The organism is Ancylobacter dichloromethanicus (assembly GCF_018390645.1).
Taxonomy (GTDB): domain Bacteria; phylum Pseudomonadota; class Alphaproteobacteria; order Rhizobiales; family Xanthobacteraceae; genus Ancylobacter; species Ancylobacter dichloromethanicus.
Genome location: NZ_JAHBGC010000005.1, coordinates 85,329 through 100,291 on the forward strand (window position 1 = coordinate 85,329; position 14,963 = coordinate 100,291).

The 14,963-nt window shown below is 68.9% G+C and carries 12 protein-coding genes; 7 read left to right on the plus strand and 5 right to left on the minus strand.

Features of this window, described 5'->3' with window-relative positions:
* Window positions 1-25: 25 nt before the first annotated feature.
* The 3 genes from KHC23_RS02890 (at window position 26) to KHC23_RS02900 (ending at window position 4,207) form a co-directional block, all read left to right on the plus strand.
* Window positions 26-1,333, plus strand: coding sequence for an MFS transporter (locus tag KHC23_RS02890; RefSeq protein WP_213369303.1), 1,308 nt, complete (start codon window positions 26-28; stop codon window positions 1,331-1,333).
* A gap of 102 nt (window positions 1,334-1,435) precedes the next feature.
* Complete coding sequence (gene glyS, locus KHC23_RS02895; RefSeq protein ID WP_213369311.1) at window positions 1,436-3,706, plus strand: glycine--tRNA ligase subunit beta; 2,271 nt, start codon at window positions 1,436-1,438, stop codon at window positions 3,704-3,706.
* Window positions 3,707-4,030: 324 nt separating this feature from the next.
* A complete protein-coding gene (locus tag KHC23_RS02900; RefSeq protein ID WP_213369313.1) occupies window positions 4,031-4,207 on the plus strand; it encodes a DUF3096 domain-containing protein in 177 nt (58 codons plus the stop codon).
* A 69-nt stretch (window positions 4,208-4,276) separates the two neighbouring features.
* Here KHC23_RS02900 and KHC23_RS02905 read toward each other — a convergent pair whose 3' ends face one another.
* Window positions 4,277-4,675, minus strand: coding sequence for a DoxX family protein (locus KHC23_RS02905; protein ID WP_213369315.1), 399 nt, complete (start codon window positions 4,673-4,675; stop codon window positions 4,277-4,279).
* Window positions 4,676-4,970: 295 nt separating this feature from the next.
* On the opposite strand from KHC23_RS02905, the gene ppdK reads away from it, so the two are divergent.
* The 3 genes from ppdK to KHC23_RS02920 all read left to right on the plus strand — a co-directional run bounded on the left by ppdK (window position 4,971) and on the right by KHC23_RS02920 (window position 8,561).
* On the plus strand, window positions 4,971-7,649 hold the full coding sequence (gene ppdK, locus KHC23_RS02910; RefSeq protein WP_213369316.1) for a pyruvate, phosphate dikinase: 2,679 nt from the start codon (window positions 4,971-4,973) through the stop codon (window positions 7,647-7,649).
* Between the two features lie 134 nt (window positions 7,650-7,783).
* Window positions 7,784-8,212 (plus strand): MerR family transcriptional regulator, encoded by a 429-nt coding sequence (locus KHC23_RS02915; protein WP_213369318.1) that lies wholly within the window; start codon window positions 7,784-7,786, stop codon window positions 8,210-8,212.
* Window positions 8,151-8,561: a carboxymuconolactone decarboxylase family protein gene (locus KHC23_RS02920; protein WP_213369765.1), complete on the plus strand. Its 411-nt coding sequence runs from the start codon at window positions 8,151-8,153 to the stop codon at window positions 8,559-8,561. Before KHC23_RS02915 ends, KHC23_RS02920 begins: the two co-directional genes overlap by 62 nt.
* A gap of 78 nt (window positions 8,562-8,639) precedes the next feature.
* On the opposite strand, the gene KHC23_RS02925 is transcribed toward KHC23_RS02920, so the two are convergent.
* The 4 genes from KHC23_RS02925 to KHC23_RS02940 all read right to left on the minus strand — a co-directional run bounded on the left by KHC23_RS02925 (window position 8,640) and on the right by KHC23_RS02940 (window position 13,800).
* Window positions 8,640-8,792, minus strand: a complete 153-nt coding sequence (locus tag KHC23_RS02925) for a type II toxin-antitoxin system Phd/YefM family antitoxin (RefSeq protein WP_213369320.1) — start codon at window positions 8,790-8,792, stop codon at window positions 8,640-8,642.
* 90 nt (window positions 8,793-8,882) lie between these two features.
* On the minus strand, window positions 8,883-11,669 hold the full coding sequence (gene mutS / locus KHC23_RS02930; RefSeq protein WP_213369322.1) for a DNA mismatch repair protein MutS: 2,787 nt from the start codon (window positions 11,667-11,669) through the stop codon (window positions 8,883-8,885).
* A 118-nt stretch (window positions 11,670-11,787) separates the two neighbouring features.
* Complete coding sequence (locus KHC23_RS02935; RefSeq protein WP_213369324.1) at window positions 11,788-12,291, minus strand: MmcB family DNA repair protein; 504 nt, start codon at window positions 12,289-12,291, stop codon at window positions 11,788-11,790.
* Window positions 12,292-12,300: 9 nt separating this feature from the next.
* Entirely contained in the window at window positions 12,301-13,800 is a 1,500-nt protein-coding gene (locus KHC23_RS02940) for an MATE family efflux transporter (RefSeq protein ID WP_213369326.1), read from the minus strand.
* A 208-nt stretch (window positions 13,801-14,008) separates the two neighbouring features.
* On the opposite strand from KHC23_RS02940, the gene argB reads away from it, so the two are divergent.
* Window positions 14,009-14,914, plus strand: a complete 906-nt coding sequence (gene argB / locus KHC23_RS02945; protein WP_213369328.1) for an acetylglutamate kinase — start codon at window positions 14,009-14,011, stop codon at window positions 14,912-14,914.
* Window positions 14,915-14,963: the final 49 nt, after the last annotated feature.

Below are 14,963 nucleotides of genomic sequence, written 5' to 3' on the forward strand. Positions count from 1 at the left end.
CCATCGCCCGTGCGGAGCCGCGTCCATGTCGAGCACCGACGTCGCAGCCTACTCAGACAGCCCATACGCCGACGCCGCGCCGGCCGGCCCGCGCGCGCTTTTCGCCGGGGCGCTGGGCAATGCGCTGGAATGGTACGATTTCGCCGCCTATGGCTTCCTCGCCGCCATCTTCGCGAAAAACTTCTTTCCCGGCAGCGATGCCTTCGTCGGGCTGATCGCGGCCTTCGGCATCTTTGCCGCCTCCTTCGTCATGCGCCCGGTGGGCGGTGTGATGTTCGGCCATATCGGCGACCGCTATGGCCGGCGCACGGCGCTGTTCATCTCCGCCGCGATGATGACCGGCTCCACCGTCGCCATCGGATTTCTACCGACCTATGCGGCGATCGGCGCCGCCGCGCCGCTGCTGCTGCTGGTGCTTCGGCTGCTGCAGGGGCTGTCCATCGGCGGCGAATACACCACCTCGGCGATCTTCCTCGCCGAGAACGCGCCGGTGCGCGCGCGGGGCCTCGTCGCCTCCTTCGCCGGCTGCGGCGCCTCGGCCGGCACGCTGCTCGGCTCGGCGGTGGGCGCCGTCACCGCCATGGCAATGAGCACGGACGACCTGATGGAATGGGGCTGGCGCATCCCGTTCCTCCTTGGCATCGTGCTGGGCGGCTTCACGCTCTATCTGCGCGGCTCGACCGCCGGCGGCGAGGCCGCGCCCGCGAGGCCGTCCCGCCCGGGCCGGCTGCCGCTCGCCGAGGCGCTGCGCTCGGACGGGCGCGAGATGATCCGCGCGGTGGTGCTGAACCTCACGCTGGGCGTCAGCTTCTACATGCTGTTCGTGTATCTCACGACCTACATGCAGCAGGTCGACGGGCTGAGCGAGCGGGTCTCGCTGCAGATCAACACCATCAGCATGGTCGCCGTGCTGGTGCTGGCGCCGGTCTTCGCCGCGCTGTCGGACCGGGTGGGGCGCAAGCCGGTGGTCTGCGGCGGGCTGATCGGCTTCATCCTGCTGTCCTGGCCGCTGTTCCACCTGCTCGATTCCGGCAGCGCCGAACTGGCGCTGCTGGGCCAGCTCGGCTTCGCCGTTCTGGTGGCGAGCTATGCCGGGCCGATGCCCTGCGTGCTGGTGGAGATGTTCCGCCCGGCCACCCGCTGCACCGCGCTCTCGCTCAGCTACAACCTCGCGCTCGGCCTTGCCGGCGGCACGGCGCCGATGGTGGCGGTGTATCTGGTGAACCGCGAGCAGTTCGACATGGGCCCCGCCGTCTATCTCATCATTGTCGCGGCCGCCTCGCTCGCCGCCGCGCTGACCATGAAGGAGAGCCGCGGCCGGCCGCTTTCCTGAACGTGACGCCTCCCCTCGCGGGGCGCGACGTGCTAGGGCCTGCCGCGACATTCCCGCAAGGGCGGCCCGGCGCCGCCCGCCAGCCGACGTGACGACAGCGCCATGCCCGATCTCCTGCTCGAACTGTTCTGCGAAGAAATTCCCGCCCGCATGCAGGCCGGTGCGGCGGAAAGCCTGCGCAAGCTGGTCACCGACGCGCTGGTCGAGCGCGGCCTCGTCTATGAGGGCGCCAAGGCGTTCGTCACCCCGCGCCGGCTGGCGCTGGCCGTGCACGGCCTGCCGGCCCAGCAGCCGGACACCCATGAGGAGCGCAAGGGCCCGCGCGTCGGCGCCCCGCAACCGGCGATCGACGGCTTCCTCAAGGCCGCCGGGCTTGCCTCCATCGACCAGGCCAGCATCGAGAGCGACCCGAAGAAGGGCGAGTTCTATGTCGCGCGCCTGCACAAGCATGGCCGCGCCACGCCTGATGTGATCGCCGAGATCGTGCCGGCGGTGATCCGCGCCTTCCCCTGGCCGAAGTCGATGCGCTGGGGCAAGGGGTCGTCCAGCCCCACCACGCTGCGCTGGGTGCGCCCGCTGCAATCCATTCTCTGCACCTTCGGCCCCGAGACCGAGGAGCCGGAAGTGGTGCCGTTCGAGGTCGACGGCCTCCGCTCGGGCGACACCACGCGCGGCCACCGCTTCCTCTCCGAAGGCACCATCCGCGTGCGCCGGCTGGAGGACTGGATGGCTAAGCTCGAGGCCGCCTTCGTGGTGGTCGACCGGGAGCGCCGCAAGGACATCATCCTCGCCGACGCCAAGGACCTCGCCCTCGCGCAGGGGCTGGAGCTGGTCGAGGATGCCGGCCTGTTGGAGGAGATCGCCGGGCTGGTGGAATGGCCGGTGGCGCTGATGGGGTCGTTCGACCCCGCCTTTCTCGACGTGCCGGACGAGGTGATCCGCGCCACCATCCGCGCCAACCAGAAGTGCTTCGTCTTGAGGAACCCCGCCACCGGGCGCCTCGCCAACCGCTTCATTCTGGTGTCGAACCTTGTCGCCAGCGATGGCGGAGCGGCGATCATCGCCGGCAATGAGCGCGTCATCCGCGCCCGGCTGTCGGACGCCAAGTTCTTCTGGGAGACCGACCAGAAGACCAACGCCACCGTGCCGCTGGCGGAGCGGCTGGAACGGTTCGGCAACGTCACCTTCCACGAAAAACTCGGCTCGCAACTTGAGCGCATCAGGCGCATCGCCGCGCTGGCGCGCGAACTCGCGCCCGTGGTCGGCGCCGATCCGGACCTTGCCGAACAGGCGGCGCTCTACGCCAAGAGCGATCTGCGCACCGAAGTCGTCGGTGAATTCCCCGAAGTGCAGGGGCTGATGGGCAAATACTACGCCCGGCTGGAAGGCCTGCCCGAGGAAATCGCGGCGGCGGCGGAAGAGCACTACAAGCCGCAGGGCCCGACCGACTTTGTCCCCACCGCGCCAGTCTCCGTTGCCGTGGCGCTGGCCGACAAGCTCGACACGCTGGTCGGCTTCTGGGCCATCGACGAGAAGCCGACCGGCTCCAAGGACCCCTACGCCCTGCGCCGTGCGGCGCTCGGTGTGGTGCGGATCGTGCTGGAGAACGGGCTGACCGTGAAGCTGGCGCCAGTTCTCTTGAATATTTTTGGAAGGATAATTCTGGAAATTCGCGAGAGCATCTACTCTGATCGTGCTGTGAAGGTGCCACCACAAGTAGTTTCTGAGTTGGAAGCTATCTGGATTGACGGCTCTGAGCTATCGAGAAAGGAAACGTTCTTCTTCGAGGCGTTTAGAAGGCTCATCGTCGAAAATCCTGCATTTTTCCCAAGTGTCGTTGCCATCCGCGACGACCTCCTCTCCTTCTTCGCCGACCGCCTGAAGGTGCATCTTCGCGAAGCTGGTGCCCGCCACGATCTCGTCGACGCCGTCTTCGCCCTTCCCGGCCAGGACGACCTCCTCCTCGTGGTGAAGCGGGTCGAGGCGCTGGGGCGGTTCCTTTCCACCGAGGACGGCCGGAACCTGCTCGCCGGCACCAAGCGCGCGGCGAATATTCTGCGCATCGAGGAGAAGAAGGACGGCGTCACCTATGAGGGCGGCGTCGATGTGGTGCTGCTGCACGAGCCGGAGGAACGGGCGCTGGCCGAGGCTATCGCCGCGCTCGGCCCGCGGATCGAGGCGGCGCTGGGGGCCGAGGATTTCGAGGCCGCCATGGCGCTGCTCGCCGGGCTGCGCGCCCCGGTCGACGCCTTCTTCGAGAAGGTGACGGTGAACGCGGAGGACGCCCGGTTGCGCGAAAATCGCCTGCGCCTGCTCGCCGACATCCGCGCCGCCACCCGCTCCATCGCCGATTTCGACCGCATCGAGGGGTAGGGGGCGGACGCCTCCGGCCCGCGAATCTGTCGTCCCGCCGGCGCCGCTGCCCCACCCATTCCGTCATCCCGGGCTTGACCCGGGGATCCACGATTCCACGTCTTTTGAAGCCCCGTCATGCCGAGGCGGCGCCGCAGGCGCCCTCGAAGCACGCAGGGCGGTTGCCCACGCCGTGCTGACAACCATCCTTCGAGGCGCGCGGCGCGCGCACCTCAGGATGACGTCGTTCCGCAGGGATGTGCCTCGCCGCGCTTGCGCCGGGACGGGGCGGGAACCATCCTGCCCCGCGGCGGCTTGTGCCGCTGCCACCCAGCGGAGCGTTCCATGGACATCAATATCGTCGCCATCCAGCCGATCGTCGCGCTCATTGCCGGCATCCTCATCCTCGTGATGCCGCGCCTGCTGAACTTCATCGTCGCGATCTATCTCATCTTCATCGGCATTGTGGGCCTGCTCGGCCCGGGCGGGGTCGAGAATATCGGCCAGCGCCTCGGCCTGTAGGGCGGCCATCCCGGCGCCATGCCCGGCACTCCCCCGGGCATGGCCTGACGGAACGGATCGGGGCGGGTGTCAGGCCCGCTCACCGCCGCGCAGCGCGTCGACGCTCCACGGGCCGGGGCCGGCGAAGGTCAGGTAGAGGAACACGAAGCAGTACAGCGCCGCGAGTTCGCCGCCATTGACCAGCGGGAAGAAGTTCTGCGGCGCGTGCACCATGAAATAGGCCACCGCCGTCATGCCCGAGAGAATGAAGGCGACCGGGCGCGAGAACAGCCCGACCAGCAGCAGCGCGCCGCCGACCAGTTCGATGATGCCGGCGATGCCGGGCGGGGAGGTGAGGTCGACGCCGGTCATCTGAGTGGCCGGGAAGCCGAGTACCTTGGTAGTGCCATGCTGCAGCAGCAGCAGTGCGGAGGCGATCCGCAACAGGCTGAGAATGTGGGGGGCCAGTCGCGTCAAAGTGGCAATCATCGGTGGTGCCTCTCGGGCTCAGGGGTTGCCGGCGGCTGAACCTGCCCCAAGCGCCCGGTCGCGGCAATCAGGCTGCGGTAACATCCGTTTGTCGCATGGCACAAAGTTCATGACGCAGCTGCGAATGATGGATTGAAGGAAAGACCTCAAAACGCTAGACCAAGAGTGGGAAAAGGTGCGGGGGCCCTTGTCGACCCCCCGGCCAACCCGTTGGCGGTGCGTACATTTCAGCCATGGCTGAATTTCCATCACGGTGTCGGGGTAATCTCCAGCCCCACCCAACAGGGCTTCTGAAATGACGAAATGGGTCTACACCTTCGGCGACGGCACTGCGGAAGGTGCGGCGGAGATGCGCAACCTGCTCGGCGGCAAGGGCGCGAACCTCGCGGAAATGTCGAATCTCGGTCTGCCGGTGCCTCCCGGCTTCACCATCTCGACCGAGGTGTGCACCTGGTACTACGCCAATGGCAATGTCTATCCGGACAGCCTGAAGGGCGACGTCGAGGCCGCCCTCGCCCATGTCGGCGCGCTCGCCGGCCGCCGCTTCGGCGACCCCGCCAACCCGCTGCTGGTCTCGGTGCGTTCGGGTGCCCGCGCCTCCATGCCCGGCATGATGGACACAGTGCTCAATCTCGGCCTGAACGACGTCACCGTCGAGGCGGTGGCGGCGTCCTCCGGCGACGCCCGCTTCGCCTATGACAGCTATCGCCGCTTCATCCAGATGTATTCGAACGTGGTGCTGGATTTCCCCCACCACCATTTCGAGGAAGTGCTCGACAGCTTCAAGGCCGACCAGGGCTACACTCTCGACACCGACCTCCACGCCGACGACTGGAAGGAGATCGTTGCCCGCTACAAGGCGCTGGTGGCGCATGAGCTGGGCACCCCCTTCCCGCAGGACCCGCACGACCAGCTCTGGGGCGCCATCGGCGCTGTGTTCGGCTCGTGGATGAACCAGCGCGCCATCGTCTATCGCCGCCTGCACCAGATCCCGGAAAGCTGGGGCACGGCGGTGAACGTGCAGGCCATGGTGTTCGGCAATATGGGCGAGACCTCCGCCACCGGCGTCGCCTTCACTCGCAACCCTTCCACCGGCGAGAACGCGCTCTATGGCGAGTTCCTGATCAACGCCCAGGGCGAGGACGTGGTGGCCGGCATCCGCACGCCGCAGAACATCACCGAGGTCGCGCGCATCGGCGCCGGCTCGGACAAGCCCTCGATGGAGAAGGCGCTGCCGGAGGTCTACACCGAGTTCGTCCGCATCGCCGGCGTGCTGGAAGGCCACTACCGCGACATGCAGGACCTCGAATTCACCGTCGAGCGCGGCAAGCTGTGGATGCTGCAGACCCGCTCGGGCAAGCGCACCGCCAAGGCCTCGCTGCGCATCGCGGTGGAACTCGCCAATGGCGGCGTCATCACCCGCGAGGAGGCGATCGCCCGCGTCGACCCCGCCGCGCTCGACCAACTGCTGCACCCGATGCTCGACCCCAAGGCCGACAAGAAGGTGATCGGCTCCGGCCTGCCGGCCTCCCCCGGCGCCGCCTCGGGCGAGATCGTGTTCTCCGCCGACGAGGCGGAACTGCTGAAGACGCAGGGCCGCAAGGTCATCCTCGTGCGCATCGAGACCTCGCCGGAAGACATTCACGGCATGCACGCGGCGCAGGGCATCCTCACCACCCGCGGCGGCATGACCTCGCACGCCGCCGTGGTGGCGCGCGGCATGGGCAAGCCCTGTGTCTGCGGCGCCGGCACCATCCGCGTCGACTATGCCGCCGGCACCCTCACTTCCGGCGGGGTGACGCTGAAGAAGGGCGACATCCTCACCATTGACGGCGCCACCGGCCAGGTGATCGCCGGCGCGGTGCCGACGCTGCAGCCGGAACTTTCCGGCGAGTTCGCCACGCTGATGGGCTGGGCCGACAGCGTGCGCCGCCTCAAGGTGCGCGCCAATGCGGAAACCCCGCTGGACGCGCGCACGGCGAAGAATTTCGGCGCCGAGGGCATCGGCCTGTCGCGCACCGAGCACATGTTCTTCGAGGGCGACCGTATCCGTTCCGTGCGCGAAATGATCCTCGCCGACGACGAGAAGGGCCGCCGCGCGGCGCTGGCCAAGCTGCTCTCGGCCCAGCGCTCGGACTTCCAGCAGCTGTTCGAGATCATGGACGGGCTCCCCGTCACCATCCGCCTGCTCGACCCGCCGCTGCACGAATTCCTGCCGCACACCGAGGAGGACATCGCCGAGGTGGCCCAGGGTCTCGGGGTCAGCGCGGCCAAGCTCGCCGCCCGCAAGCGCGAGTTCGACGAGTTCAACCCGATGCTGGGCTTCCGCGGCTGCCGCCTCGCCATCGCCTTCCCGGAGATCGCCGAGATGCAGGCGCGCGCCATCTTCGAAGCGGCGGTGGCGGCGCAGAAATCGACCGGCAAGCCGGTGGTGCCGGAAATCATGGTGCCGCTGATCACCGGCAAGCGCGAATTCGACCTCGTCAAGCACGACATCGACACGGTGGCCCGGCAGGTCGAGGCCGAGACCGGGGTGACGCTGGAATACCAGGTCGGCACCATGATCGAGCTGCCGCGCGCGGCGCTGATGGCCGGCGAGATCGCGGAAACCGCCGAGTTCTTCTCCTATGGCACCAACGACCTGACCCAGACCACCTACGGCATCTCGCGCGACGATGCCGGCACGTTCCTTGGCACCTATCTCGCCAAGGGCATCTTCGCGGTGGACCCCTTCGTGTCGATCGACACCGAGGGCGTGGGCGAACTGGTCAAGATCGCCACCGAGCGCGGCCGCGCCGTACGGCCCAAGCTCAAGCTCGGCATCTGCGGCGAGCATGGCGGCGACCCGGCCTCGGTCGCCTTCTGCGAGGAAGTCGGGCTCGACTATGTCTCCTGCTCGCCCTTCCGCGTCCCGATCGCCCGGCTGGCGGCGGCGCAGGCCGCGCTGAAGAGCAAGGTCGCCTCGCAGGCGTGAGGGGTTGGCGCTGATTTGCGTTGCGGCTGGCCGATGTCGGCCGCAACAGAAACGCTTCCGGGTCGATCTCCCGTCTTGACTTAGAGCGCGCTCGAACCCCTAGCCTCGTCTGCGTCGTGGCGAAAAGGGCGATCATGAAGATCGGGGAGCTGGCCAGGCAGTCGGGATTGTCGGTCCATACCATCCGCTATTACGAGCGGATCGGGCTGCTGCCCTATGCCGACCGGAACCGTTCGAGCCAGCGCGATTACGACGCATCGATCCTGGTCTGGATCACCTTTCTCGGCCGCCTCAAGACGGTCGGAATGCCGATCCGGGACATGCTGCGCTATGCGGCCTTGCGGGAACGCGGCGTCGAAACCGAAGCCGAGCGGCGCCTTCTGCTGCAACAGCACCGGGAGCGCGTGGCTCTTCATCTCGCCGAACTGCAAGACTGCCTTCTGGTCCTCGACACCAAGATCGCCGGCTATGCCGGCTCCGAGCCGAGGATGAAGGATTATGATGCACCACCACCGCAGCGAAGACGAAAGCCGGCTGGAACGCGGACGGCGCGCCCTCGCTGAGATCGACGGCGAGGCCGGCGAGAAGGTCGTCGCCGCGCTCGCGGACATCGCTCCCGATTTCGCGGCCTATGTCATCGAGTTCCCATTCGGGGACATTTACTGCCGGCCTGGCCTCGATCTGCGCGCGCGGGAGATCGCGACTATCGCCGCACTGACAGCGATGGGCAACGCCGTACCACAGCTGAAGGTGCATATCGCGGCCGGGCTGAATGTCGGCCTGTCCCGCGAGGAGATCACCGAGATCATCATGCAAATGTCGGTCTATGCGGGCTTCCCCGCCGCGCTCAACGGTCTGTTCGCCGCCAAGGAGGTGTTTGCTCAACGAAGCGCCGCAGAGGAGGTGGGATAGGTCGGCAAGCCCGCTGCGCGCAGCCTCTCCCGGCGGGCGGCTAAATCGCCGAGCCCGTAGGTCGCATTGGGCACCGCCTCACCGCCGCTTCGCGGCGGGCACCATATAGGCCATGATCCGGTTATGGTTCAGCACCGCGACCGTGTTGCCGCGCGCGTTATCGACGATGGCGGTCGGGTTCTTCTTGAGATCGGAGACACTGACGGCGATCTCGGCTTCCACGCGCTGCATGGGGCCTCCCTGCAAGGGACTTTGTCAGGCCAAATTTGAAATCTGATAAGGCACCTGTTCAGGGTGGCGCGAGTTCGCCCAGCTTCACCCTCACCCGCCCTTCGCCGCCGCTTTCAGCCGGTACAGCGCCTCCAGCGCCTCGCGCGGGGTCATCTCGTCGGGGTCGATGCCGGCCAGAGCCGCCTTCACCGCCGCCGCCACCGGGTCCGCCTTCGCGGCGGGCGCGGCCGGAGGCGGGGCGCGGTTAAGGGCGGCGAAGAGCGGCAGGTCGTCGAGGATGCGCTGGGTGGGGGCGGCGCGGTCGGCGTCTTCCAGCTCGGTCAGCACGGCGCGGGCGCGCTCCACCACCGCGTGCGGCAGGCCGGCGAGCTTGGCCACCTGGATGCCATAGGAGCGGTCCGCCGCGCCCGGCACCACCTCGTGCAGGAAGATCACCTCGCCGTCCCACTCCTTCACCTTCACCGTCGCGTTGACGAGACGGGAAAGGCGCTGCGACAGCGCGGTGAGCTCGTGGAAATGGGTGGCGAACAGGCCGCGGCAGCGATTGGCCTCGTGCAGATGCTCCAGGCTGGCCCAGGCGATGGACAGGCCGTCAAAGGTCGCGGTGCCGCGTCCGATCTCGTCGAGGATGACCAGCGAGCGCTCCGTCGCCTGGTTGAGGATGGCGGCGGTCTCCACCATCTCGACCATGAAGGTGGAGCGCCCGCGCGCGAGATCGTCGGCGGCGCCGACGCGGGAGAACAGCCGGTCCACCACGCCGATGCGGGCGAGCCGCGCGGGCACGAAGGCGCCGGCCTGGGCGAGGATGGCGATCAGCGCGTTCTGCCGCAGGAAGGTCGATTTGCCCGCCATGTTGGGGCCGGTGACCAGCCAGATGCGGCCGGAGTCCCCCTTGGCGCCGTCGGGCGGCGACAGGTCGCAATCATTGGCGACGAACGGCCCGCCCGAGGCGCCGCGATCGCGCCGCAGCGCCTGCTCGACCACGGGGTGGCGCCCGCCTTCGATGCGGAAGTCGAGCCCGTCATGCACGTCCGGGCGTACCTGCGCCTCGTCGACCGCGAGTTTCGCGAGGCTGGCGGTGACGTCGATGACCGCCAGCGCCTCGGCGCAGGCGCGGATCGCCTCGGTCTGGCCCGTCACCGCGCCGACCAACTCGTCGAACAGGCGCTGCTCCAGCGCCAGCGCCCGCTCGCCGGCGCTGGAAATCTTCGCCTCCAGCTCGGCCAATTCGGTGGAAGTGAAGCGCATCGCCCCCGCCATGGTCTGGCGGTGCAGGAAGATGGCGTCGAAAGGCGGCTCGCGCAGCCGGTCGGCATTCTGCTGGCTCACCTCGACGAAATAGCCGAGCACAGCATTGTGCCGGATCTTGAGCGCGCGCACGCCCGTCTCCTCGACATAGCGGCGCTCCAGCGCCGCCACCACGCGCCGGCTCTCGTCGCGCAGGGCGCGGGTGGCGTCGAGTTCCTCGGCATAGCCGGGCCGGATGAAGCCGCCGTCGCGGCGGTTGAGCGGCAGCTCGTCGTCGAGCGCGGCCGTCAGCGTCGCGGCGAGCGCGGGATCGACGCCCTTCAGCGCGGCGGCGGCGGTCACCAGTTCGTCCGGCGCCGATGCGGCGTCGATCAGGGCGGCGATCACCGTGCCCTCACCGAGTCCCCGGCCGATGGCGGCGAGGTCGCGCGGGCCGGCGCGCCCCAGCGCCACCCGGGAAAGAGCGCGGGCGAGGTCCGGGGCGCGGGCGAGCCGCTCGCGCAACTGGGTGCGCAAACCGGTCGCATCGACCAGACACTCCACCGCATCGAGCCGATCGGCCACGCGCCGAGGGTCGGTCAGCGGCGCGGCGAGGCGGCGGGCGAGCAGGCGCGCCCCGGCGGAGGTGACGGTACGGTCGACCGCCGCGCACAGGCTTCCCGCCCGCTCGCCGGTGGTGGTGCGCAGGATTTCGAGATTGGCCCGCGTCGCCGGGTCGATCACCATGGCGTCGCAGGAAGATTCGCGCTGCGGCCGGCTGAGCGGCGGGCGGGCGCCGAGCTGGGTGCGCTCGATATAGGCGACGATGGCGCCGGCGGCGGCAAGTTCGGCGCGCGCGAAGGTGCCGAAGGAATCCAGCGTCGCCACCTGGAAGAAGCCGGCGATGCGCCGCTCGGCGGTCGCCCCGTCGAAGCTCTCCTTCGGCAGCGGCGTCACCGCCGGCAGGTCGCGCCAGAGCGGGCGCAGCTCGGGGTCCTCATAGACCGCGTCGGCGACGAGAAGCTCGGCCGGCTCGATGCGGGCGAGGTCGGCGGCGAGGCGGGCGCCATCGGTCTCGGCGACACGGAACGAGCCGGTGGAGATGTCGGCGAAGGCGAGGGCGTAGAGGTAGCCGTCGCCCTCCTCGCCGGTCCCGCCCTTCACCCGGGCAAGGCTCGCCAGCACGTTCTCGCGCCTCGCGTCCAGCAGCGCGTCCTCGGTGAGCGTGCCGGGGGTGACGAGGCGGATCACGTCGCGCCTGACCACGCTCTTGGGCCCGCGCTTCTTCGCCTCGGCCGGCGGTTCCATCTGTTCGCACACGGCGACGCGGTGGCCGGCGGCGATCAGCTTGTGGAGATATTCCTCGGCCCGCTCCACCGGCACCCCGCACATCGGGATGTCCTCGCCCTGGTGCTTGCCGCGCTTGGTGAGCACAATGCCGAGCGTGCGCGCGGCGATCTCGGCGTCTTCCAGGAACAACTCGTAGAAATCGCCCATCCGGTAGAACAGCAGGCTGCCGGGATTGGCGGTCTTGATCTCGATATATTGCGCCATCATCGGGGTGACGCGTTCGCCGTCGCCTGCCGCCTTGGGGACGGGACGTTCGGTCGCGGCCTCGCCGGGGGCGATCTTGTTCACGGGCGCATCCATGGCGGGGACGCTGGCAGAGGCGGGGGCCGCGTTTCAAGCGTCACGGCCGGTTATCCCCTCACTGTTTCGCAGAATCGTGCTTTCCATCGCCCGGATGGTCGATCCGGCGGACAGAGCTTCACAGCGCGATGCCCCGCAAAGCTTCCGGGTCCATCAGCCCCATCAGCCGGCCGGCGGCGGCGCGGGCGAAGCGCAGGGTCAGCGCCTTGCGGGTGGCGCCCGCCATCGGGTGGCGCGGCGCCTCGCGCACCAGCCCGGCGCCGAACGGATCGGCGACGAGGATGCCGGCATCCTCGGGCAATATGTCCAGCGGGAAATCCGGGCCGACGGCGAAGAACAGCCGGTCGCAATGCAGCCGGTATTCGCTCCATTTGCGGTCGGTGCGGAAATCGGCGACCGACGATTTGATCTCGACCACCCACACCTCGCCGCGCGTATCGAGGGCGGCGATGTCGGCCCGCCGGCCGGAGGCGAGGCAGAATTCCGGCACGCCGACGAGGCCGCGTGCCGCCAGATAGCGCAGCGCCCCGCGCTGGATGCCGCGGGCGGTCTCGGACTGGCGCCCGTCCAGGGGCACGACGACGTCGGGCGGGACGAAGCCGGAATAGGCGGTGTCGCTCATCCCCGTACTCTATCCGTTCTCCCCACTGCGAGGAAAGGGGTCCGTCTCCCGTGTCGGGAAGGGGCTTTCCGCCGTCTCGATGGCGGGGGCGTCCTCGCCGCGCGAGAACGGCGGCAGCTCGGCTCCGGCCAGCGGGGTCGCAGGCAATGGCGGGGGCGTGCCGGCATGCAGCCGCCCCACCACGGCGAAGGCGCAGATCAGCGCCGCCACGCCGAAGGCGACCGAGCCCAGCGCCTGCCCGGCGATGACCCCCTCGACGCCGTACCAGCGCCCGCCGAGCCAGACGAAGGGAATGGTGCCGAGCGTCGCCCGCCCCCAGTTGAACAGGGTCGAGAGCAGCGGTGCGCCGAGATTGTTGAAGGCGGCGTTGGCGACGAACAGCGCGCCGAAAAACACATAGGCGCCCGCCGCATAGAGGCAGAAGAACTCGACCAGCGCCACGCCCTCCGCCGACAGGCCGAACACGCCGGCGATGGGCTGGCGGGCCAGCGCCAGGATCAGCCAGACGCCGAGTACATAGGTGAGCGTGAGCTTGAGGCTGTCGCGCACCGTCTGCCGCACCCGGTCGTAACGCCGCGCGCCGACGTTCTGTCCGATCACGGGGCCGATGGCGCCGGTGAGCGCGAAGAGCGGGCCGAAGGCGACCGGGATCAGCCGGCCGATCACCGCCCAGGCCGCCACTGCCGCGTCGCCATGGGGGGCGAGGGCATAGGTGACATAGGCATTGCCGACCGGGGTGGCGATGTTGGTGAGGATCGCCGGCACCGCGATGGCCGAGAGCGGACCGAAATCGGTGAGGAAGCCGGCAACGCTCGGCCGCGCGGCGAGCTTGTGCACCCTTATCACCGCGTTGAGGCCATAGGCGGTCATCGCCAGACGGGCGATCACCGTGGCGATGGCGGCGCCCTCGACGCCGAGGCCGAGCCCGAGGATCAGCACCGGGTCGAGCACGGCGGTGACGAGGCCGCCCGACAGCGTGACCCACATCGAGCGGCGGGCGTCGCCAATGCCGCGCAGCGTGCCGGAGGCGGCCATGCCGAGGCCGAGCAGCGGGGTGGAAGGCAGCACGATGAGCAGGAAGCCGCGCGCCAGTTCCAGCGTGCGGCCGGTGGCGCCGAGCAGCGCCAGCATCGGGCCGAGGAAGGGCAGCATGGCGAGCGTCATCAGCCCGGTGGCGAGCGCCATGTAGATCAGCGAGGAGGTGGAGAGCCGGCGCCCGTCGTCGACCTGCCCGCCGCCAATCGCCCGCGACACCAGCGCCGAGCCGGCGATCATCACGCCGATGCCGATCGAGGTGGTGAAGAACATCACCGTGCCGGCATAGCCGATAGCTGCCGCCAGCTCCTCCTCGCCGAGCAGCGAGATGTAGAACAGGTTCAGCAGGTCGACCACGAACACCGCGACCAGGCCGACCGAGCCGGCGGCGGTCATCGTCGCCACATGGCGCAGGGTCGAGCCTTCGACGAAACGTGCCTTGAGCGGCCTGGCGCGGGGGGAAAGCGTATCCATGCGCCGGATATGGCACGCGCGGGACACGGCGGACAGGTTCGCCGGCGCAAGCCGTTGCTTGCACGCCCGCATCCCCGCCACCCTCGCGACACAAGGCGATGATTGAGAAGCGTCACCGAAATCGGCTAGAAGGGCTCTCCCCATCCGGCCGCCCCGCGCGGCTTCGCGCCCGTCTCACCCTTGCTCACCCGTGCGAACGGACCCGCCAATGACCGCTGAGACCACCGCCGAGACCATTGACGACCACACCAAGGCGCGCGTGCTGGTGCAGGCGCTGCCGCACATGCAGCGTTATGACGACGCCGTCATCGTGGTGAAATATGGCGGCCACGCCATGGGCGACGAGCAGGTGGCGCGGGACTTCGCCCAGGACATCGTGCTGCTCGAACAGTCCGGCGTGAACCCGGTGGTGGTGCATGGCGGCGGGCCGCAGATCGGCGCCATGCTGGCCAAGCTCGGCATCAAGTCGGAATTCGCCGCCGGGCTGCGCATCACCGACAAGGCCACCGTCGAGATCGTCGAGATGGTGCTTGCCGGCTCGATCAACAAATCGCTGGTCGGCTTCATCAACGAGGCCGGCGGCAAGGCGCTGGGGCTGTCCGGCAAGGACGGCAACATGGTGGTCGCCTCCAAGGTCACGCGCTCGGTGCGCGACCCCGATTCCAACATTGAGCAGGTGGTCGATCTCGGCTTCGTCGGCGAGCCGGAGAGGGTCGACACCACCGTGCTCGACCAGATCCTCGGCCGCGAGCTGATCCCGGTGCTGGCCCCGGTCGCCACCGGCAAGGATGGTGGCACTTTCAACGTCAACGCCGACACCTTCGCCGGCGCCATCGCCGGGGCGCTGGACGCCAAGCGGCTGCTGCTGCTGACCGATGTGCCCGGCGTGCTCGATGCGAACAAGCAGTTGATCAAGGAACTGACCATCGCGCAGGCCCGCGCGCTGATCGCCGACGGCACCATTTCCGGCGGCATGATCCCGAAGGTGGAAACCTGCATCTACGCGCTGGAGCAGGGCGTGGAAGGGGTGGTGATCCTCGACGGCAAGGTGCCGCACGCGGTGCTGCTGGAACTCTTGACCGACCACGGCGCCGGCACGCTCATTACGCGGTGACGACGCCCTGCCCCCTCTCCCCGGCGGGGGGAGAGGGGAACGCCGGCTG